17 protein-coding genes, 1 tRNA gene and 1 pseudogene are annotated in these 19113 nt (G+C 67.9%); 14 read left to right on the top strand and 5 right to left on the bottom strand.

Annotated elements, in window-relative coordinates; translation table 11 throughout:
* The first annotated feature begins 49 nt into the window (after positions 1-49).
* Genes CLD20_RS17015 through CLD20_RS16985 form a run of 7 tightly spaced genes read left to right on the top strand, consistent with a single transcriptional unit; the run spans position 50 to position 6457 of the window.
* Positions 50-1297, top strand: a complete 1248-nt coding sequence (locus CLD20_RS17015; RefSeq protein ID WP_224407864.1) for an ABC transporter substrate-binding protein — start codon at positions 50-52, stop codon at positions 1295-1297.
* 3 nt (positions 1298-1300) lie between these two features.
* Complete coding sequence (locus tag CLD20_RS17010; protein ID WP_224407863.1) at positions 1301-2266, top strand: carbohydrate ABC transporter permease; 966 nt, start codon at positions 1301-1303, stop codon at positions 2264-2266.
* A gap of 2 nt (positions 2267-2268) precedes the next feature.
* Complete coding sequence (locus tag CLD20_RS17005) at positions 2269-3081, top strand: carbohydrate ABC transporter permease (protein ID WP_224407862.1); 813 nt, start codon at positions 2269-2271, stop codon at positions 3079-3081.
* A gap of 4 nt (positions 3082-3085) precedes the next feature.
* Positions 3086-3457, top strand: a complete 372-nt coding sequence (locus CLD20_RS17000) for a carboxypeptidase-like regulatory domain-containing protein (RefSeq protein ID WP_224407861.1) — start codon at positions 3086-3088, stop codon at positions 3455-3457.
* A 27-nt stretch (positions 3458-3484) separates the two neighbouring features.
* Complete coding sequence (locus tag CLD20_RS16995) at positions 3485-4534, top strand: hydroxyacid dehydrogenase (protein ID WP_224407860.1); 1050 nt, start codon at positions 3485-3487, stop codon at positions 4532-4534.
* Positions 4534-5445, top strand: a complete 912-nt coding sequence (locus CLD20_RS16990) for a polysaccharide deacetylase family protein (protein ID WP_224407859.1) — start codon at positions 4534-4536, stop codon at positions 5443-5445. Before CLD20_RS16995 ends, CLD20_RS16990 begins: the two co-directional genes overlap by 1 nt.
* A gap of 46 nt (positions 5446-5491) precedes the next feature.
* Positions 5492-6457: a DMT family transporter gene (locus CLD20_RS16985; RefSeq protein WP_224407858.1), complete on the top strand. Its 966-nt coding sequence runs from the start codon at positions 5492-5494 to the stop codon at positions 6455-6457.
* Between the two features lie 100 nt (positions 6458-6557).
* Here CLD20_RS16985 and CLD20_RS16980 read toward each other — a convergent pair.
* From CLD20_RS16980 to hemC, 5 genes are all read right to left on the bottom strand, one after another.
* A tRNA-Thr gene (locus CLD20_RS16980) sits at positions 6558-6633 on the bottom strand.
* Between the two features lie 175 nt (positions 6634-6808).
* Complete coding sequence (locus CLD20_RS16975; RefSeq protein ID WP_224407857.1) at positions 6809-8689, bottom strand: heme biosynthesis protein HemY; 1881 nt, start codon at positions 8687-8689, stop codon at positions 6809-6811.
* An 8-nt stretch (positions 8690-8697) separates the two neighbouring features.
* Positions 8698-10506, bottom strand: coding sequence for a COG4223 family protein (locus tag CLD20_RS16970; protein WP_224407856.1), 1809 nt, complete (start codon positions 10504-10506; stop codon positions 8698-8700).
* Positions 10507-10617: 111 nt separating this feature from the next.
* Positions 10618-11337, bottom strand: a complete 720-nt coding sequence (locus CLD20_RS16965; RefSeq protein ID WP_224407855.1) for a uroporphyrinogen-III synthase — start codon at positions 11335-11337, stop codon at positions 10618-10620.
* Between the two features lie 6 nt (positions 11338-11343).
* On the bottom strand, positions 11344-12270 hold the full coding sequence (gene hemC / locus CLD20_RS16960; RefSeq protein WP_224407854.1) for a hydroxymethylbilane synthase: 927 nt from the start codon (positions 12268-12270) through the stop codon (positions 11344-11346).
* Between the two features lie 62 nt (positions 12271-12332).
* Here hemC and tsaD point away from each other — a divergent pair, with 62 nt between their 5' ends.
* The 7 genes and pseudogenes from tsaD (at position 12333) to acs (ending at position 19074) form a co-directional block, all read left to right on the top strand.
* Entirely contained in the window at positions 12333-13415 is a 1083-nt protein-coding gene (gene tsaD, locus CLD20_RS16955) for a tRNA (adenosine(37)-N6)-threonylcarbamoyltransferase complex transferase subunit TsaD (protein ID WP_224407853.1), read from the top strand.
* Entirely contained in the window at positions 13415-14416 is a 1002-nt protein-coding gene (locus CLD20_RS16950; RefSeq protein ID WP_224407852.1) for an NAD(P)H-dependent glycerol-3-phosphate dehydrogenase, read from the top strand. Before tsaD ends, CLD20_RS16950 begins: the two co-directional genes overlap by 1 nt.
* Before the next feature lie 28 nt (positions 14417-14444).
* A complete protein-coding gene (locus tag CLD20_RS16945; protein ID WP_224407851.1) occupies positions 14445-14882 on the top strand; it encodes an EVE domain-containing protein in 438 nt (145 codons plus the stop codon).
* A gap of 160 nt (positions 14883-15042) precedes the next feature.
* A pseudogene (locus CLD20_RS16940) lies at positions 15043-16063 on the top strand (methionine synthase).
* A 13-nt stretch (positions 16064-16076) separates the two neighbouring features.
* Positions 16077-16493: a DUF1761 domain-containing protein gene (locus CLD20_RS16935; protein ID WP_224407850.1), complete on the top strand. Its 417-nt coding sequence runs from the start codon at positions 16077-16079 to the stop codon at positions 16491-16493.
* A gap of 29 nt (positions 16494-16522) precedes the next feature.
* Positions 16523-16948 (top strand): DUF1761 domain-containing protein, encoded by a 426-nt coding sequence (locus tag CLD20_RS16930; RefSeq protein WP_224407849.1) that lies wholly within the window; start codon positions 16523-16525, stop codon positions 16946-16948.
* Positions 16949-17115: 167 nt separating this feature from the next.
* Positions 17116-19074 carry an acetate--CoA ligase gene (acs, locus tag CLD20_RS16925; RefSeq protein WP_224407848.1) on the top strand — a complete coding sequence of 653 codons (1959 nt, stop codon included), beginning with the start codon at positions 17116-17118 and terminating at the stop codon, positions 19072-19074.
* Positions 19075-19113 lie beyond the last annotated feature (39 nt).

Here is a 19113-nt window from a genome sequence, read left to right as displayed (position 1 = left end):
CGCCGGGCGCAAGCGGGCGGAAAAAGCCCGCCTCAAAGGGAGGAACGTGATGAGAAAGCTCGCAATCGCCTTGGCTGCCGGTGCAGCCACGCTCGCGATGACGCTTCACCCGGGCAGCGCCAGCGCCCAGGAGAAGAAGATCACCGTGATGACCTGGAACATCCCCTACTTCACGGAAGGCTTCGACAAATGGGTCGCCGCCTTCAAGAAGGTCCATCCGGACTTCGAGGTCGAGCGCATCGACATGAAGGGCACGGAGCTGCCGACCTTCTACCAGACACAGGTCGTCGCCGGCACGCCGCCGGACATCGTCGACGTGCAGGGCGGCCTGTGGCTGCAATACGCCTCGCAGGGCGGGCTGAAGAACCTCGACCCGTATCTGGAGCGCGACAAGGACTACACGGACCGCATCAACCCGCAGATCCTCGATAACTGGAAGTACGAGGGCCACCATTACGGCGTGCCGCTCTACATCTCCAAGACGCTGCTCTTCCTCAATCGCAACATGATGAAGGAAGCCGGGATCACCGAGGATCCGACAAGCTTCGACGAGATCATGGCCGATGCCGAGAAGATGACCGGCGGCGAGAATACCGGCTTCATGACGCTGAACTTCGACTGGCTCTACTGGCCGCTCTTCGCCATGAACGGCGTGGAGTTCGTCGGCGACGACGGCAAGGCGGCCTTCAACACGCCGGAGGCCGTGGCCCTCGTCAAGCGCCTCGCCGACCTCACCGAAAAGGGCGTCATCAACAAGATCTCCTGGACCGGACGCTGGGTGGAGCCGAACGGCGCCTTCGCTGCCGGCAATGTCGGCATGCTGCACGCCCATGCCCCGGCCTTCCTCTGGTTCAAGAGCAAGGCGGACTGGGTGAACGACGAAAGCGTCGGCGCCATGAACATGCCGGGCGGCTGGTCGACGCCGAACTCGCATTCCCTCGTTCTTTCGGAAGGCAGCAAGTGGCCCGAGGAGGCATGGGACTTCATGAAGATCGCCACCAGCGGCGACGGCGCCTACGCCATGGGCACCGGCACCAACAACCTGACCGGCGACATGCAGGTCAACGAGAAGCTGATGGGCTACTTCAAGGAGAACCTGCCGGCCGTCGTGCCGATCCTGGAGACGCAGCTGCAGGATCTCGACAAGCTGACCGGCAACTGGCCCTTCGCCCAGGATGCGGCGATCAAGGACGCCTTCTATCCGGAGCTGCAGGCGGCCTTGCTCGGCGAAAAGAGCGCCGAGGACGCGCTGAGCGAGGCCGAGCGCAAGGTCAACCGCATCCTGCAGCGGCGCTGATCCATGGCTGGCGGGGCAGACAACGCACCGGCGCTCGAAGGGCGCCGGCGCGGCCTTGCCGGCCTCATTCCCGGCTCGCGCAAGCGCAGCCGGGATCTGGCGCTGATCTGGCTTTTCCTCGCCCCTTCGCTGGCGATCTTCGCGATCTACCGGATCGTGCCGCTGATCTGGAACGCGGTGCTCTCCTTCCAGTTCTGGTCGCCCTACAAGCCGGCCGAATTCGCCGGCCTCTACCATTACGAGGAGATGCTGTTCTACGACGACGCCTTCTGGCAGACGCTGTGGAACACGCTGATCTTCATGGCCTCCGCCCCGGTCGGCATCGTCTTCGCGCTCGCCGTGGCGCTCCTCGTCGACACCAATATCCGCGGGCGCAACGTCTACCGGACGATCTTCTTCATGTCCTATCCGGTGATGACCGTGGCCGTCGGCATCATCTGGCAGTGGCTGTTCAACGAGAATGTCGGGCTGATCAACTACGTCCTCATCGAGCTCGGCATCATCGACAGGGGCATTCCCTTCCTGGAGAGCTTCGACTGGGCGCTGCCCTCGGTGATCCTCGCCTCGATCTGGCAGGTGATCGGCTTTTACATGATCATCCTCTTGACGGGGCTGCAGAGCATCCCGCCGAGCCTTTACGAGGCGGCGGCGATCGACGGGGCGAACGCGCTGCAGCGCTTCCGGCGGATCACGCTGCCGCTCATCCGGCCCTCGCTCTTCCTCTGCTTCGTCGTCGGGATCATCAATTCCTTCACCGCCTTCGACCTCATCTTCGTGATGACGGGGGGCGGGCCGGGGCACGCGACGGACCTTCTCATCACCTACATCTACTCGATCGCCTTCCGCCTTTCGAAATTCGACTATGCGGCGGCGATCACGGTGGTGAATTTCCTGCTCTTCCTGGCGCTCGCCTTCCTCGCCAACCGCCTCGCAGGCGGCGAGGCCGGCGCGGTCAAGACCGGAGGCTGACCATGAGCCGCTATCCGCACTGGCCGATCCATCTGGCCCTTTCCATCGCCTCGGCGGCGATGCTGGTGCCCTTCTACTGGGTGCTGAAGACGAGCCTGACGGGCGAGAACATCTTCACCTTCCCGCCGTCGCTCCTGCCGGAGAGCCCGCACATCTTCTATTACGTCGATGTGTGGTACGCGATCCCGTTCCTGCGCTACCTCTTCAACTCGATCATCGTCTCGGTCATCGTCGTCGTCGCCAATGTCGTCCTCAACGCCATGGCCGGCTACGCCCTGACGCGCGACTTTCCGGGCAAGGGCGCGACGATCCTGCTCTTCCTCTCCTGCATGATGATCCCCTTCCAGGTGACCATCATCCCGGCCTATCTCATCACCTCGGAGATGGGCCTGCTCAATTCCTATGTCGGCATGGCCCTGCCGCTCGCCTCCACCATCGTGTGCATCTTCGTCTTCAAGGCGGCCTTCGAGGCGATCCCGAAATCGCTGATCGACGCGGCCAGGATCGACGGCGTGCCGGACTGGATGATCGTCTTCCGCATCATCCTGCCGCTGACCAAGCCGGCGATCGCCACCAACGTGATCCTCTCCTTCATCTGGTCGTGGAACTCGTTCCTGTGGCCGCTCGTCATCGTGCGCGACGCGCAGATGCAGACGCTGCCGCTCGGCCTTGCCCGCTTCCTTTCCGTCGTCGAGGACACGACCGGCGCGCTCTACGCCTTCTGCGTCATGGTGCTGGTGCCCGGCCTCATCATCTTCCTGCTCGCCCAGAAGGAGTTCATCACCGGCCTCACTTCGGGCGCGACGAAGGGGTGAGAGGATGGGCTGGCTGAAGAACCGCTTCGTCTACACCTTCGGCGGCATCGCGCTCGCCATCCTCGCCTGGAATGTCTGGGTCGTTCTCAACGACGACGGCATCATCCGGGGCGAGGTGGTCTCCGCTTCCGGCGCGCCGGTGGAAGGCGCGACGGTCAAGCTGACCGAACGCACGCTCCTCGTGGCGCGCCCGCGCGGCGAGACGCTCACCGATGCCGATGGGCGCTTCACCTTTACCGGACACGACCTGCACCATCTTTTCCTGGAGGCCTCCAAGGAGGGCGCCGGCCATGCCGGGCCGCTCGAGGTGCGGCTCTATTTCAAGGGCGAGAACGTCAATCTCCACACGCCGCTCCGGCTCGACGGCACCACGTGAGCCGGGCGAGATGAGAAGGTCCGCGCCATGAGTGAGGACGAGCGCCCCCTCGTCATCTTCGATCCCTTTCCGCGCTCGCGCGAGCTGATCTTCCGGGACGACACCTGGGAGAAGCTCGCCGCCCGAACGCGCATCGTCTCGCATGAGGGCGAGCGCATGCCGGAGGCGCTTGTCGACAAACATATCGGCGAGGCCGCGCTCGTCATCGGACAAAGCGCGCTGCCGGCCGAGCGGCTTGCCCGCGCGGGGAAACTTCGCGGCGTCATCAACGTGGAAGGCAACTTCCTGCCCAACATCGACTATGCCGGCTGCTTTGCGCGGGGGATCAAGGTGCTGGCCATCGCGCCGGCCTTTGCGAGGCCCGTGGCGGAGATGGGGCTCGGCTTCGCCATCGATCTTGCGCGCGGCATCACCCGCGCCGACAACGACTTCCGGAAGGGCAAGGAAGGCTACGGGCTTTCCGGCAATCAAGGTGCCTTCCTTCTCTCCGGCGCCGATATGGGCTTCGTCGGCTTCGGCAATCTGGGGCAGGCGCTCCTGCCTCTCCTGCAGCCGTTCCGGCCGACGATCCGCGTCTTCGATCCCTGGCTGCCGGAAGGGTACCTCACCGATTTCGGGCTCGTGCCGGCGAGCCTCGATGAGGTGCTGTCGCGCTCCAGGGTCACTTTCGTGCTGGCCGGCGTGACGGAGGAAAACCGCGGCATGATCGGGGCGCGGGAGTTTTCCCTCGTCCCGGACGATGCGGCCTTCGTGCTCCTGTCGCGCGCCGATATCGTCGACTGGGACGCCTTTCTCGAGGCGACGCGGGGCGGGCGGTTCAGGGCGGCCACCGACGTCTTTCCGGTCGAGCCGGTGCCGGCCGGCGATCCGGTGCGCGGCCACCCGCATCTCCTTCTCTCCTCGCACCGGGCGGGCGGGGTGCGCGAGGTCTTCCTGCGGATCGGCGAAATGGTGCTCGACGACGCGCTCCTCATTCTCGCCGGCCTGCCGCCGGTGCGCCTGCAGGCGGCGCGGGCGGAGACGGTCACGAGACTGCGCTCCAAGCCCGGCCGCTCCTACGCCAGGGGCGAGGTCTGATGGAACGCGCGGAAATCCTGCGCCGGCTCGGCCTCGATCCCGCCCGCCGGGCGGCGATCCTGCACGAGGACGATGCCGGCATGTGCCACGGCGCCAACACCGCCTTCGTGGAACTTTCGAAGGCCGGCGCGCTCACCTCGGGCTCCGTCATGGTGCCCTGCCCGTGGTTTCCCGAAATGGCCCGGCTCGCCTATCGCGACGACAGCCTCGACCTCGGCATCCACCTGACGCTGACCAGCGAATGGGCGGGCTATCGCTGGGGGCCGCTGACGCGCGCCGGCAGGGCTTCCGGCCTCGTCGACGAGGAAGGCTATTTCCACCGCACGGTGGCGGCGCTCGGCGAGAAGGTGGAGCCCGAGGCGGCCGAGGCGGAGATGCGCGCCCAGATCGAGCGGGCGCGCGCCTTCGACATCGATGCCACGCATATCGACACGCATATGGGCGCGGCGCTGCATCCGCGGCTCGCGGAGATCTATTTCCGGCTCGGCGAGGAATATCGCCTGCCCGTCCTGTTGCCGAAGCGGGCGGAGAGCTATGCGCGGGTGCTGAAATACGAGCCTGACGAGGTGCTGCCCATCTGGTCGGCGGCGGCGGAACGGCTGGAAGAGCAGGGCGTGCCCCTCGTCGACGATTTCGACATGACACCGGGGGTGGCGAGCGCCGACAGCGAGGCCGCCTATCGCAGGCTGGTCGAGGAACTGCCGGAAGGCCTCACCTTCGTCGCGCTGCATCCGAACGCGCCGGGCGACATCGAGACGATCGTGCCGCCCAGGGCGCATTTCCGCACCGACGAATACCGCCTCCTCGGCGAGGGGCGGATGGCCGAGTGGCTGGAGGCGGCCGGCGTGCAGACGCTCGGGATGCGGCCCTTGCGGGAACTTTACCGGGAGAACCTCGCCCGGCGCGGGTGATATCGTCGCGGGCGAGATCGCATGCCCGCTCCGGCACGCGCCATGCATGTCGCCCGGCAGGCCCCGATCCCGGAGGCCGGAAACGAGGGGCGCAAGGCTGGTCAATTTCCTGCTGCTTGCCGGGGCGGCGATCCTGTGGGGATCGAGCGCCATCGTCACGGGCCATCAGGCCGGCTACGGCGAGATCGAGGTCTCCGTCGGCTACCGGATGCTCGCGGTCAGTCTCTTCATGTTCTGCTTCTGCCTGGCGGCCGGCACGCCGATGAAAGTGCGCGGGCGCGATCGGCCCTTCGTCGCGCTGCAGGGCGTCCTCTTCTTCGCCCTCGCCTTCATTTCCTTCTACCGGGCGACGACGACGATCCCGAGCGGCGTTGCGGCGCTCATCCTCTCCACCTCGACACTCTTTGCCGCCCTCATCGGCCGCGCCTTCCTCGGCACGCAGCTCTCCGGGCGCATGATCGCCGGCATCCTGTGCGGCATCGGAGGGCTCGTCGTCGTGGTCGCGCCACAGCTCATGGCGCTCCAGGCCGATCCGGCGACATTGTCGGGCTTTGCCTGGGCCGCATCGGCCGCCACCTGCACGGGCGCGGGGACGGTGGCGGCGACGCGCAACCAGAATGCCGGCATCGCGACCGCCGCCCTCATCGGCTGGGGCGCCGGGACGGGCGGGCTTTTCGCGCTGGCGCTCGCAGCGCTCAACGGCGAACGCTTCTTCGTCAGCCTGTCGCCGCTCTATTTCGCCGATCTCCTCTATCTGGCGATCGTCGCCTCCTGCCTCACCTTCTTCATGTATTTCAGCCTTGTGCGGCGCGTCGGCCCGGCGATCGCGGCCTATACGCTGGCGCTGGTGCCGGTCGTGGCGATCCTTCTTTCCGTCCTCTTCGAGGATCTGGCGCTGACCGGACCCATCCTCGCGGGCATCGCCTTCATCCTCGCCGGCAACGTCCTCGTGCTGACGAGCGCGCGCAATGCACCGCGGCGCGATCCGGCCAAGGAAGGCGGCACCGCCTGAGCGGGCGATCGGCCTTCGATGACGCGGCGGAGATCCCGCGGGCGGGGTGTTTGAAAGATTGTGGAGGCTTGAGAGAGCGGCGTCGCGCTGCCGTCGGGAATGGTGCCGCATGCCGGACTCGAACCAGCGACCCCCTCATTACGAATGAGGTGCTCTACCAACTGAGCTAATGCGGCTTTCCGGGCAATCCTAGCGACTGCCGAAGCTTCCGGCCACCCGGCCGTGCCGCCGAAGCGGTGGCGGCGCCGGAAGGCGCGCACCTCTTAGCGAAATCGGCCGGTGCCGGCAAGCTTGGCGAGTGCGCTTTCGGTCGCGTCCCGCAAGCCAGACGAAAGCCCGCGAACAAACCGGTCAGAAGAGGCGGAAGCGGCTTTTCTTGTCTTCCTCGTCGCCTTCCTCGGGCCCCGGATCGTCCGGCGGACGCATATGGCTCTCCGAGCCGTTCAGCTTCGGGTGCTCGTCCTCTTCGTCGTCCGAATCGCCCAGCGCGTTGCGCGCCGCCAGCTCGTCGCGCTCTTCGGCCGGAGGCGTGGGCGGCGGCGGAGCCGGCCGCTCGGCGGGGCCGGCAGCGGTTGCCGCCGGTGCCGGGGCGGGGGCGGATTTCGTGCCTTCTGCCTTCTGGCTCGCGGGCTTTGCGGCAGCCGTTTCAGGCGGGCTTTTCGGTTCCGTTGCAGCCGCGGCCACGGTCGCTTCGGTTTTGGAAGCCGGGGCCTTGGGGTCAGAGCCTTTCGGAGCAGGGGATGGGTGGCCGGACGAGGTGGGGGCGCCCGCGGCCTGCCGCCCGGCGCTGCCGGCATCGGATGGCGGCGAAGCGGGCGACGCGCCCGGCGCCGGCGTCACCGGATCGCCGTGCCTTGCCGCCGTATCCGGCCTTGCGGCTTCGCCCGTCACCGCCGCAAGCTCCAGCGGCTTGAAGCTATCCTCGTCGATATCGATCATCCGGCGGCTTTCCGGCTCTTCCACCGGGACGCGCCATTCGACCGCGTCGAGGCGGCCGGTGACCGGCGAGATCGGCGACCATTCCTCCAGAACGACGCCGTCGGCCGTCCAGACCGGATCGCGCGGCGCATGCACGGCGCGCGACAGCCATTCGCGCATGCGGCCGCGATTGCCGTGCTCGCCTTCCTCGATCTCGGCCATGAGAAGGAGGGCGTTCTGCGTCGGGCGCGTCTTCACCACCGGCGTCAGCGCCTCGCGGGCAAGGCTCCAGTCGCGGGCGTTGATGGCGGCGCGGGCCATGACGAGGCGGGCGGCATCCTCGTTCGGGCGCATTTTCATCAAGGTTTCGATGCGCTGGAAGCGATCTCTGGCCGAATCGCCGGGGCGCACATGCGCATAGGCATCGGCGATTTCCGGATGCGGATTCGCCTTCCAGGTGGTCTCCAGGATCTTGGAGGCGCGGCGGATATCGCCGAGACGGGCAAGAAGCCTTCCGGCGACGACGGCCGCCGGGACGAGACCCGGCTCCAGCCCGTGCGCCTCGATGGCGGCTTCCTTGGCCTTCTCCGGCTCGGCGTCCTCGCGCCCGAGCGCTTCGGCGGTGAGGATGACCGCGCGCAGGCGCCGGGCGCTCTTGCGGTCGATCGCCTTGGTTTCGGCATAGCGCGACAGCGTCTTCAGCGCTCCGCCCCATTCGCCTTCGGCCGCCTGGTAGCGCAGGAGCGCGCGCGAGGCCCAGGGCGTGGAGGCGGAAAGGTCGCGCGCCTGTTCGGCATAGGCGCGGGCGGCCTCGTGCTCGCCCTCGCGGGCCGCCTCGATGAAGAGGCCGCGCAGGCCGACGATGCGCGTCGGCTCGTGCTCCAGCATCGCCTGGAAGGCATTGCGCGCGGCGGCGTGGTCGCCCTTCAGCTGCGCCGTCTGCGCCTTAAGGAGAAGGGTCAGCGGATCGTCGCCGCGGCGCGACAATTCATGGGTGGCGCGCTCGGCGGTGGAAATGTCGCCGGCGGCGATGGCGAGGAGGCCGGTGGAGACCGCCTCGCGGTAGCGCTTCTCGCGGCGCTGGCGCCAGGAAAGCCGCGCCTTCATGGGCAGACGCAGAAGGAAGACGATCAGCCCGACGACGACGAGCGCGGCGAACAGGAGGATGAGCGCCGCCAGAACCGCGCGGGCGAGGCCGATCGTGTAGGCCGTGCCGGCGAAGATCACCGTCACCTCGCCGGGCGCGTCCTTCAGCCAGGAGAAGCCGAGGACGACGGCGAAGAGGGCGGCGATGAGAAGGAGAAAGCGGATCATGATGGTCCTCAGCCCGCGGCGTCGAGGCGGGTCAGCGATTCATTGCGCAGCCGCGCGGCCAGTTCCTCGCCTGCAACGCGTGCCTCCAGCTTGCTGCCCCATTCGGCGGAAGCCTGCCGGGAAGCCTCGGGCAGGCTCTTCCATTCGGAAAGCGCCCTGTCGAAATCGCCGGAGCGGAGCGCCGCCTCGATACGGGATGTGACGGAGACGGCGTCGTCGCCCGCGCGCGGCCCGGCCGGGCGGACCTCCACAAGGTTGAGGGCGCTCGCCTTGAGGCGGTCGACCAGGCTTGCATCCGGGGCCGGCGCGTTGGCCTCCTGGGTCAGCTTCGGAGCGATGTCGCGAAACTCGGCAACCAGCGCGGCGCGGGAGGGAAGGCCGCTCCCGGCGAAAGCCTCAAGCGCATCCGGCGCCTCGATGCCGAAGGAGGCCGCGGTCCGGAGCTCGGCCTCGTAGGGCCGGCCGGATTCCAGCGCCGCCGTCAGCGCCTGGCCCGCGACGCCCGGGGCGAGCGCGGCGGCACGCTCGCTCGCCGTGGCGACCTCGTCGATGCGCGCGCTCAGCGCTTCAACGGAATTTTTCAGCGCAGCCAGATTTTCGGCGGTCGCGGCCGCCGCAACGTTGCTCTGAAGCTGTGCAATCGCGCTCTCATTGGCGACGATCTTCTCCTGCAGCGGCGCGATGTCGACCGGCTCGGCGCCTTCCATGGTGGAAACGCGGCCGGCGACGTCCTCCAGCCGCGAGGAGATCGTCGAAAGCTCGTCCTGCGTCTCGGCGGAAGCGCTCGAGGGGGCCGATTTCAAGGCTTCCACTTCCTGCGAAAGGCTCTGGAGCCGCTCATCCACATCGCTTCCGCCGCCGCCCGGCGCGGTGCCGGAGGCGACGGCGTTCTCCAGGTCGCTGAGGCGCGCGCGCACTTCCTCCAGAGCGGCGGAAGAACCGGTCCCGCCGGAAGCGCCGCCCTCGGAGAGCGAGGCGATGGAAGCCTCCAGCCGGTTGATCTCCTGACGCAGATCGGAAGAGCCGCCGCCGGATACCTGGTTCTCCATCGCGTCCAGACGCTGGCGCATGTCGTTTTCGGCCGAGCTCAGCGAATCGGTCTGGGCCTTGAGCTGTTCTTCGAGCGAGGCGATGCGCGCCTCGTCACTGCCGCCCGTGCCGGGCATGCCGCCGGGGCCGATCAGGCCGAGGCCGTAGGCGCCGCCGAGGGCGATGACGGCGCCAAGAAGGCCCGCGCCGAGGAGCGGCACGAAGCCCGGGCCGCTCTTTCCGGGGGCGCCGGCGCCCTGGGGGCGCGGCGGAGGCGTCTTGTCGCTGGAGGCGGCGATGGGGCGCTCGCTTTCCTTTTTCTTTTCGGGAGCCTTGTCGGCGGGGCCTGCCGGACCCGAAGCGCCGGGCTTTGCGCTCTCGGCCTTCCTGTTCAGTTCGGCGGCGGAGGCTGTCGGAGCCTCTCCCGCTTTCGGGCCGGTGGGGGAAGTCGTGCCGGCAGACATCTTTTCGGGGGAAGCTTTCGCGTCGGCCGCCGTCTTGCCGGCGCTGCCCGCGTCGCCGCCGCGGCTCGAAGTGCCCTTCTTCACCGCGTCTTCCTCCTGCGCCTTGTCGGGTGCTGCGGCCTTGTCGGCCGCCCTTGCGTCCCCCGCATGCGGGGCGGCGCTCGCAGCGCCCTTCTTCATCGGCTCCTCGGAAACGTGCTGGTCGCCCGGCTGTTCCCCGGCGGCCTCGGCCTTCTTCACTTCCTCGGCCTTCAGGTCGAGCGTCACGGGCCTGCGCCTGTCCGGCGAGCCGGCACCGCGCCTGTCCTCAGGTTCCTTGACCAAATAACCCTCCCGCACCGAATTCGGGCCGCAACGACCAGTTTGCCCTCTTATGCCCCAACGCGGCCGGCGGCGAAACGGCCTGCCCGGAATGGCGGTCCATCCGTCGCAAGATTAACGGCGGCCCTCGATCAGCTCAAAGAGCGAAGCTTCGTTGGGACGATTCGCTACCAGAATCGGGCCCTCACCCAGGTTTCGCAAGGGGCCTGCCATCTGCTCGGAAAGGCAGAAGTAGGTAGCCGACTTCTTCAGCGGGCGAAGCCCGGCCGCTTCCACGGCCCTGGCGAAGGCGGCGGCGCTCTCGGCGGAATAGACGAGAATTCCGATCTCCTCGCCGTCGGCGAGGGCGGCCTTCGCCTCCGGCGTGAGGGTCTCGGCCGGAGTGGAGCGGTAGATCTCCTTGAGGATCACCGAGAATCCCGCAGCGGCGAGTTCGTCCTCCAGATGGCCGGCGCGGCGGTCCGCGGCGAGGTAGAGGAGAGGGCCGTCGGAAGGCGCCACGCGCTCGCGGATGAGCTCGGCGAGATCGGCGGCATTGCCATGGGCGCTGTCGACGGAGGCAAACCCCAGATGGTGGGCCTCGGCCGCCGTGCGGTCGCCGACGGCGTAGAGGGGCAGATGCTGCAGGCTCTGAAGCTCGCCATGCACCTGCAGGGCCCGAACCGCATTGGCGCTGGTCACCAGCACCGCCTGCAGCCCGTCTTCGGGAAGGTGGGCGTCGATCGGCTCGATGCGGATCGCGGGCGAGACGAGCACGTCGTGGCCGCGCATCCGCAGGGAACGCGCCGTGCGGGTCGCGTCGGGATCGGGCCGGGTGACGAGAAGGCGCGCCATCCGCCTTCAGCCGATACCGAGCCGGGCAAGAAGCGCGGCGGAGGTGCGTCCCCGCACGTCGCTGCCGACATGACGGCCGACTTCCTCGGCGTCGTCCTGGGTGCCGGAGCCGGTGCCTTCGACCACCTCGTCGCCATCCGGCGAGAGCAGCAGGCCGCGGAAGGAGAGCGAACCCTCCTTCACCTGCGCCCAGCCGGCGATCGGCGTGCGGCAGGAACCGTCGAGCGTGTCGAGGAAGGCGCGCTCGCAGGCAACGGCGAAGCCGGTCTCGGCATGGTCGATCTTCGCCAGCGTCTCGCGGGTCTCCGCGTCGCCCTCGCGGCACTCGATGACCACGGCGCCCTGGCCGCAGGCGGGCGGGAACTCGATGGGATCAAGGAGGGCCGTCGCATGGCCGTCGACGCCGAGCCGGCGCATGCCGGCATAGGCAAGGAGGGTCGCGTCGAGCTCGCCTTCCTCCACCCGCTTGATACGCGTCGGCAGGTTGCCGCGCAGCAGCGTGATGTTGAGATCGGGGCGCACGCGGCGCAGCATCGCCTCGCGGCGGAGCGAGGCGGTGCCGAAAGTCGCTCCTTCCGGCAGCTGGTCGAGGCCGCCGCCATGGCGCGAGATCAGCGCGTCGCGGATATCGGCGCGCGGCAGATAGGCGGCCAGCGTCAGCCCGTCCGGCAGGCGCGTCGGCATGTCCTTGGCCGAATGCACGGCGATATCGATGGAGCCGTCGAGAAGGGCTTCCTCGATCTCCTTGGTGAAAAGGCCCTTGCCGCCCGCTTCCAGAAGCGCGCGGTTCTGGATGCGGTCGCCGGAGGTCTTGATGACGACGATCTCGATCGCCGCCTCGTCCATGCCGGAGGCCACGAGCGCGTCGCGTGTGGCATGCGCCTGCCAGAGCGCGAGGTCGCTGCCGCGTGTGCCGATCCTGAGCTGTTCCATTGCCCGTTCTGCCTGCCCGATGCTACAGCCGTGCGGTCTAACCAGCCTACGGGACAAGTGCAATGGACCGGGTCGGCACACCGGCCACGCTCACCGTGCTCGGCATCGAAACGAGCTGCGACGAAACCGCGGCCGCCCTCGTCTCCCGGCAGGCGGATGGCAGCAGGGCGATTCGCTCCAGCGTCGTTTTGAGCCAGGTCGAGGAACACCGCGCCTTCGGTGGCGTGGTGCCGGAGATCGCTGCGCGCGCGCATGTGGAAGCACTCGACGGCATCGTCGCGGCGGCGCTCGACGAGGCGGGGCTGGAGCTTGCCGATCTCGACGGCATCGCCGTGACGGCGGGGCCGGGGCTCATCGGCTGCCTTCTCGTCGGGGTGACGACGGCGCGCGCCCTTTCGGCGGCGAGCGGGGTGCCGCTCATCGGCGTCAATCACCTCGAAGGCCACGCCCTGACGCCGGTGCTGACCGACGGGGTGGCGTTCCCCTATCTCCTGCTTCTGGTCTCCGGCGGGCACACGCAGCTCGTCGGCGTCGCAGGCTTTTCGGATTACCGGCGGATCGGCTCCACCATCGACGATGCGCTGGGCGAGGCCTTCGACAAGGTCGCAAAGCTCCTCGGCCTCGGCTATCCGGGCGGGCCGGAAGTGGAGAAGGCGGCCGCGGGCGGCGATCCGGAGCGCTTCGCCCTGCCGCGCCCGCTTGCCGGCACGCCGGGCTCCGACTTTTCCTTTTCGGGCCTCAAGACCGCGCTGCGGCTGCGGGCCGAGGCGATCGCCCCGCTTTCGGACCGCGATATCGCGGATCTCTGTGCCTCCTTCCAGGCCGCGGTGGCGGAGATCGTCGCAGAGCGCACGTCGCATGCCCTTGCAGAGGGCGACTTTACCGCGCTCGTCGCTGCCGGCGGCGTTGCCGCCAATGGCGCGATCCGCGCCGCGCTGCAGCAACAGGCGGATAAAGCGGGCGTGCCTTTTGTTGCGCCGCCGCCGTCCTTGTGCACCGACAATGCGGCGATGATCGCCTTTGCGGGTCTGATGCATCTTGCCGCGAACGACGTATCTGCGGATGTCGTGGCGCGGCCGCGCTGGCCCCTCGATGCCGCCGCCGAGCCGATGCTCGGTTCCGGCCGGCTCGGAGCCCGGGTCTGATGGGGGCGGGCCGCAAGGTCGCCGTCGCCGGGGCCGGGGCCTTCGGCACGGCGCTGGCGCTCGTTGCCCACCGGGCCGGCAACGAGGTGAGTCTCTGGAACATCGACGCCGAGATTGCGCAGAAAATTGCCGCGCGCCGCGAAAATACGTTCTTCCTGCCCGGGCCGAAGCTTCCGGAAGGGATCCGCATCACCGCCGAGATGGCGCCGCTCGCCGAGGCGGAGATGGTGCTGCTCGCCGTGCCGGCGCAGGCGACGCGCTCGCTGCTTTCCACCATCGGGCCGCATCTTTCGGCCGATTCGGTCCTCGTCGCCTGTGCCAAGGGGATCGAGCAGGAGAGCGGCGCCCTGCAGAACGAGATCGTCGCCGCCGCGGCGCCCGCCCATGCCGTCGCCGCGCTTTCGGGGCCGGGCTACGCGGCCGAGATCGCGCGCGGCCTGCCGACGGCCGTCACCATCGCGGCAGCCGATATCGCGCTTGCCGAACAGGTCGCCGCCGCGCTCTCCTCGGAGAGCTTCCGCGGCTATGCGAGCGACGATGTCGTCGGGGCGGAGCTCGGCGGGGCCCTGAAGAACGTCGTCGCCATCGCCGCCGGGATCGTGGAAGGGCGCAGGCTCGGCGAGAGCGCGCGGGCCGCGCTCGTCACAAGGGGGCTTGCCGAGATGAGCCGGCTCGGGGCGAAGATGGGCGCGCGGCCGGAAACCTTCATGGGGCTTTCCGGACTTGGCGACCTGATGCTGACGGCGATGAGCAGCCAGTCGCGCAATACCAGCTTCGGCATCGCGCTGGCCGAAGGAAAGTCGGTCGCCGAACTGACGGAGCCCGGCAAGCCGCTCGCCGAAGGCGCCTATACGGCGGAGATCGCCGCCGCGCTGGCGAGGCGCCATGGCGTCGACATGCCGATCACCACCGGCGTCGCGGCCGTGCTTGCCGGAAAGCTGACACTCGACGAGGCGATCGGCGCGCTCGTTTCACGGCCGCTCAAGCAGGAAACCGGCTAGGGCACGGCCTCGGCCAAAAGGGGGAGAGATGGGATACTGGCTGTTCAAGTCGGAGCCGCACAAATGGTCGTGGGACGACCAGGTGAAGAAGGGCGCCGGCGGACAGGAATGGGACGGGGTGCGCAACTATCAGGCGCGCAACTTCATGCGCGCGATGAAAAAGGGCGAGCGCGGCTTCTTCTACCATTCCAACGAGGGCAAGGCGGTGGTCGGCGTCGTGGAGATCGTCGCGGAGGCCCACCCCGATTCCACCGACGGGACCGGCAAGTGGGAGTGCGTCGACATCAAGGCGGTGGCGCCGCTCAAAAATCCGGTCACGCTCGACGACATCAAGGCCGACGGGCGTCTCGACGAAATGGTTCTGGTGAAGAACTCAAGGCTTTCCGTTCAGCCCGTGAGCTGGAACGAATTCCAGACCATCTGCGCGCTCGGCGGCATCGATCCGAACGAAGTGAAGGCCGGCTGATCGCTTTCGTGCCGCAGGGGCCTGGCGGACAGCGCGCAGTCTCCTCGCGCTGCGGGCAGGAACCGGGCATTGTCGCAGGCGGCCGCTTTTGCCCATAGTGGCCGGACTTGATGAAGGCGGTTCCGCAGGGGGCCCGCCGAGGCACCGCGGGGTCCTTTCGTTGCTCCTCAAACCCACCCTGGCGGGAAGCCTGCCGAAACCCTTCTGGCTCGCCGAGCCGGAAAAGCTCTGGCCGCAATGGCGCTATGCCGGCGCCGAGCTGGAATCTGCCAAGCGCGACGCCGCGCTCCTCTGGCTGAAGGAGCAGGAGGATGCGGGGATCGCCATCGTCAGCGACGGCGAGCAGTTCCGCAGCCATTTCGTCCACGGTTTCCTGGAGAAGATCGAAGGCATCGACTGGCAGCGGAAGACGAAGATGGGCATCCGCGCCGGGCGCTACGAGGTGGAGGTGCCGACCGTGACGGCGCCGGTCGTGCGGCCGCGCCCCGTGCATCTCGAAGAGGCGGCCTTCTGCCGCGCCCATACCGGACGCGAGCTGAAGTTCACCCTGCCCGGGCCGATGACCATCTGCGACACGATCGCCGACGGCCATTACGGACGCCGGGCCGACATGGCGATGGCCTTCGCCGATCTCCTCAACGCGGAGGCCCGCGACCTCGCCGAAGCCGGCGTCGACGTCATCCAGTTCGACGAGCCGGCCTTCAACGTCTTCCCCGACGATGTGCGCGAATGGGGGGTCGCGGCGCTGGAGCGGGCGGCGGCGGGGCTTTCGGCCAAGACGGCCGTGCATATCTGCTACGTACGGGATCGAGGCGAACATCCTGTGGAAAGAGGGGCTCGGCCCCGAATGGCGGCAGTACGAGGCGATCTTCCCGGCGCTCAACGCCTCCGCGATCGGTCAGGTCTCGCTCGAATGCGCCAATTCGCGGGTGCCGCTCTCGCTCCTGAAGCTCCTTTGCGACAAGGAACTCCTCGTCGGGGCGATCGACGTCGCCAGCCACGAGGTGGAGAGCCCGGAAGTGGTCGCCATGACGCTGAAGGCCGCCCTTGCCTTCACCGACGCCGAGCGGCTTTATCCCTGCACCAATTGCGGCATGGCGCCCCTGCCGCGCGCGGTGGCGTCGGGCAAGCTGCGCGCCCTCGCCGAAGGGGCGGCGCTGTTGCGGCGCGAACTGGAGTAGGAAAGGAAGCCAGATGGCCTTCGCCGGCATCAACTATATCGCGGTGATCGTCGCCGGCTTCGCCGCCTTCGGTTTCGGCGCCATCTACTATGCGGTGCTCGCCAAGCCGTTTACCGCGGCCACGGGGCTCGTCCAGGTCAAGGTCGAGCACGGCGAGGAGAACGTCGACCGCACGCCGCTCCTCGTCTCGCTCACCGGCGAGACCTTCATGGCCTGGATGCTCGCCGGCCTTATCGGCCATCTCGGCCAGGTCTCGATCCTAACCGGCCTCGTTTCCGGCTTCTTCGTCTGGTCGGGCTTCATCCTGGTGCCGCTGGTGGTCAACCACCGCTACCAGATCATGCCCTGGACGCTGACCTTCATCGATGCGGGCCACTGGCTCGGCGTCGTCCTCCTGCAGGGTTTCATCATCGGCATCTTCGGGGCCTGAGGCGGCGCCTGGAGATTGAAAGGCGCAAGATGAATTTCGGAGCCATGAACTATCTCGCCATTCCGGCCGCGGCCGTCGCCGGCTGGCTGGTCGGGGCCGTCTGGTACATGGCGCTGGCGCGTCCCTGGATGGCGGCCCAGGGCTGGGGCTCGAAGGAGGAAATGCCGAAGCGGCAGGGCCTTGCCGCCGCCGCGCCCTTTCTCATTTCCTTCCTGGCGCTTCTCGTCATGGCCTTCGTGCTCGCCGGCGCCATCGGCCATCTGGGGCCCGGCCAGGCGACGATGAAGAACGGCGTCATCTCCGGCGCGATCCTCTGGGCCGGCTTCATCGCGACCACGGTGACGGTGAACTATGCCTTCGCCGGCAAGAAGGCCGCGCTCACCCTCATCGATGCCGGCCACTGGCTCGCGGTCCTTCTCGTGCAGGGATTCGTGCTCGGCGCCCTGGGGGCGTGAAGGCCCGCCACTGAGCCGGCAAAGCACCCGCATCGGCTCCCCGCCGCGCCCTGCTTGGCCGAAAGTGCGAGGTGGGCGGCATGGACAGGCGCGCCGCTCTCGGCATAATGCGCGGCAATAGACAAGGGTCGGGAAGACCCCGCCAACGACATATGGGGAGGCTTTCAATGTCGGACGGAAAACTGCATCCCGTAAGCAAGGAATGGGCCGAGCGCGCCTTCATCGACAAGGCGAAGTACGAGGAGATGTACGCCAGCTCGGTGAACGATCCGGAAGGCTTCTGGCGCGAGCACGGCGCGCGCATCGACTGGATGAAGCCCTACACCCGGGTGAAGAACACCTCCTACGATTACCACAACGTCTCGATCAAATGGTTCGAGGACGGCACGCTCAACGCCTCGGTCAACTGCATCGACCGGCACCTTGCCGACCGGGCCGACCAGGTGGCCATCATCTGGGAGGGCGACGAGCCGAGCGAGGACAAGAAGATCACCTACCGGCAGCTGCACGAGCATGTCTGCCGGCTCGCCAACGTGATGAAGGCGCATGGCGTCAAGAAGGGCGACCGGGTGACGATCTACATGCCGATGATCCCGGAGGCGGCCTATGCGATGCTCGCCTGCGCCCGCATCGGCGCCGTCCATTCCGTGGTCTTCGGCGGCTTCTCGCCGGATTCGCTCGCCAACCGCATCGAGGATTGCCGCTCCGACTTCGTCGTCACGGCCGATGAGGGCGTGCGCGGCGGGCGCAAGATTCCGCTGAAGGCCAATACCGACAAGGCGATCGTGCGCGCCGAAAAGGACGGCGCCTCGGTGCGCAACGTCCTCGTCGTAAAGCGCACGGGCGGCGAGGTTGAGATGCAGGAGGGGCGCGACCTCTGGTACCACGAGGAGGTGGAGAAGGTCTCCGCCGACTGTCCGGCCGAGGAGATGAACGCGGAGGATCCGCTCTTCATCCTCTACACCTCCGGCTCGACCGGCAAGCCGAAGGGCGTGCTGCACACGACCGGCGGCTACTGCGTCTATACATCGATCACCCACCAGTACGTCTTCGACTACCATGACGGCGACATCTACTGGTGCACGGCCGATGTCGGCTGGGTGACGGGCCATTCCTACATCGTCTACGGACCGCTGGCGAACGGCGCCACGACGCTGATGTTCGAGGGCGTGCCGAACTATCCCTCGGGCTCGCGCTTCTGGGAGGTCTGCGACAAGCACGGCGTCAACATCTTCTACACCGCGCCGACGGCGATCCGCGCGCTGATGGGCGCCGGCGACGAGGCGGTGACGAAGACCTCGCGCAAATCGCTGCGGCTCCTCGGCACGGTCGGCGAGCCGATCAATCCGGAAGCCTGGGAATGGTACTACAAGGTCGTCGGCGAGGAGCGCTGCCCGATCGTCGATACCTGGTGGCAGACGGAAACGGGCGGCATCCTGATCACGCCGCTGCCGGGCGCCATCGACCAGAAGCCGGGTTCGGCGACGAAGCCCTTCTTCGGCGTGCAGCCGGCGCTGGTCGATGCGGAGGGCAACATCCTGGAGGGCGCGACGGAGGGCAATCTCGTCATCCTCGATTCCTGGCCCGGCCAGATGCGCACGGTCTACGGCGACCATGAGCGCTTCGTGCAGACCTACTTCGCCACCTACCGGGGCATGTACTTCACCGGCGACGGCTGCCGGCGCGACGCGGACGGCTATTACTGGATCACCGGCCGCGTCGACGACGTCATCAACGTCTCCGGCCACCGCATGGGAACGGCCGAAGTGGAATCGGCGCTGGTGGCGCATCCGAAGGTCTCCGAGGCCGCCGTGGTCGGCTATCCGCACAACATCAAGGGACAGGGCATCTATTGCTACGTCACGCTGATGTCGGGCGAGGAGGCGACGGACGAACTGAAGAAAGAGCTGCGCGACTGGGTGCGCAACGAGATCGGGCCGATCGCCTCGCCGGATCTCATCCAGTTCTCCCCCGGCCTTCCCAAGACGCGCTCGGGCAAGATCATGCGCCGCATCCTGAGGAAGATCGCCGAGGACGATTTCTCCAATCTCGGCGATACCTCGACGCTGGCCGAGCCCGCCGTCGTCGACGACCTCGTCGAGCATCGGCAGAACCGGCCCGCATAGGCTCTTTGCGATTTTGAGGCGGAACGGGCGGGCCATGGC

The organism is Afifella sp. IM 167 (assembly GCF_020144925.1).
GTDB lineage: Bacteria > Pseudomonadota > Alphaproteobacteria > Rhizobiales > Afifellaceae > Afifella.
Note: the sequence above shows the minus strand (reverse complement) of the source record. Positions and strands in the feature narration are given on the sequence as shown.

What these genes read in the sequence shown, in the direction of transcription:
- CLD20_RS17015 (WP_224407864.1), top strand. Translation starts at nt 50, where the DNA reads ATGAGAAAGCTCGCAATCGCCTTGGCTGCCGGTGCAGCCACGCTCGCG.
- CLD20_RS16975 (WP_224407857.1), bottom strand. Translation starts at nt 8,689, where the DNA reads ATGATCCGCTTTCTCCTTCTCATCGCCGCCCTCTTCGCCGTCGTCCTC.
- CLD20_RS16935 (WP_224407850.1), top strand. Translation starts at nt 16,077, where the DNA reads ATGGCCTTCGCCGGCATCAACTATATCGCGGTGATCGTCGCCGGCTTC.
- CLD20_RS16945 (WP_224407851.1), top strand. Translation starts at nt 14,445, where the DNA reads ATGGGATACTGGCTGTTCAAGTCGGAGCCGCACAAATGGTCGTGGGAC.
- hemC (WP_224407854.1), bottom strand. Translation starts at nt 12,270, where the DNA reads ATGGAACAGCTCAGGATCGGCACACGCGGCAGCGACCTCGCGCTCTGG.
- CLD20_RS16990 (WP_224407859.1), top strand. Translation starts at nt 4,534, where the DNA reads ATGGAACGCGCGGAAATCCTGCGCCGGCTCGGCCTCGATCCCGCCCGC.
- CLD20_RS16965 (WP_224407855.1), bottom strand. Translation starts at nt 11,337, where the DNA reads ATGGCGCGCCTTCTCGTCACCCGGCCCGATCCCGACGCGACCCGCACG.
- CLD20_RS17010 (WP_224407863.1), top strand. Translation starts at nt 1,301, where the DNA reads ATGGCTGGCGGGGCAGACAACGCACCGGCGCTCGAAGGGCGCCGGCGC.
- acs (WP_224407848.1), top strand. Translation starts at nt 17,116, where the DNA reads ATGTCGGACGGAAAACTGCATCCCGTAAGCAAGGAATGGGCCGAGCGC.
- CLD20_RS16995 (WP_224407860.1), top strand. Translation starts at nt 3,485, where the DNA reads ATGAGTGAGGACGAGCGCCCCCTCGTCATCTTCGATCCCTTTCCGCGC.
- CLD20_RS16930 (WP_224407849.1), top strand. Translation starts at nt 16,523, where the DNA reads ATGAATTTCGGAGCCATGAACTATCTCGCCATTCCGGCCGCGGCCGTC.
- CLD20_RS17000 (WP_224407861.1), top strand. Translation starts at nt 3,086, where the DNA reads ATGGGCTGGCTGAAGAACCGCTTCGTCTACACCTTCGGCGGCATCGCG.
- CLD20_RS16985 (WP_224407858.1), top strand. Translation starts at nt 5,492, where the DNA reads ATGTCGCCCGGCAGGCCCCGATCCCGGAGGCCGGAAACGAGGGGCGCA.
- tsaD (WP_224407853.1), top strand. Translation starts at nt 12,333, where the DNA reads ATGGACCGGGTCGGCACACCGGCCACGCTCACCGTGCTCGGCATCGAA.
- CLD20_RS16950 (WP_224407852.1), top strand. Translation starts at nt 13,415, where the DNA reads ATGGGGGCGGGCCGCAAGGTCGCCGTCGCCGGGGCCGGGGCCTTCGGC.
- CLD20_RS17005 (WP_224407862.1), top strand. Translation starts at nt 2,269, where the DNA reads ATGAGCCGCTATCCGCACTGGCCGATCCATCTGGCCCTTTCCATCGCC.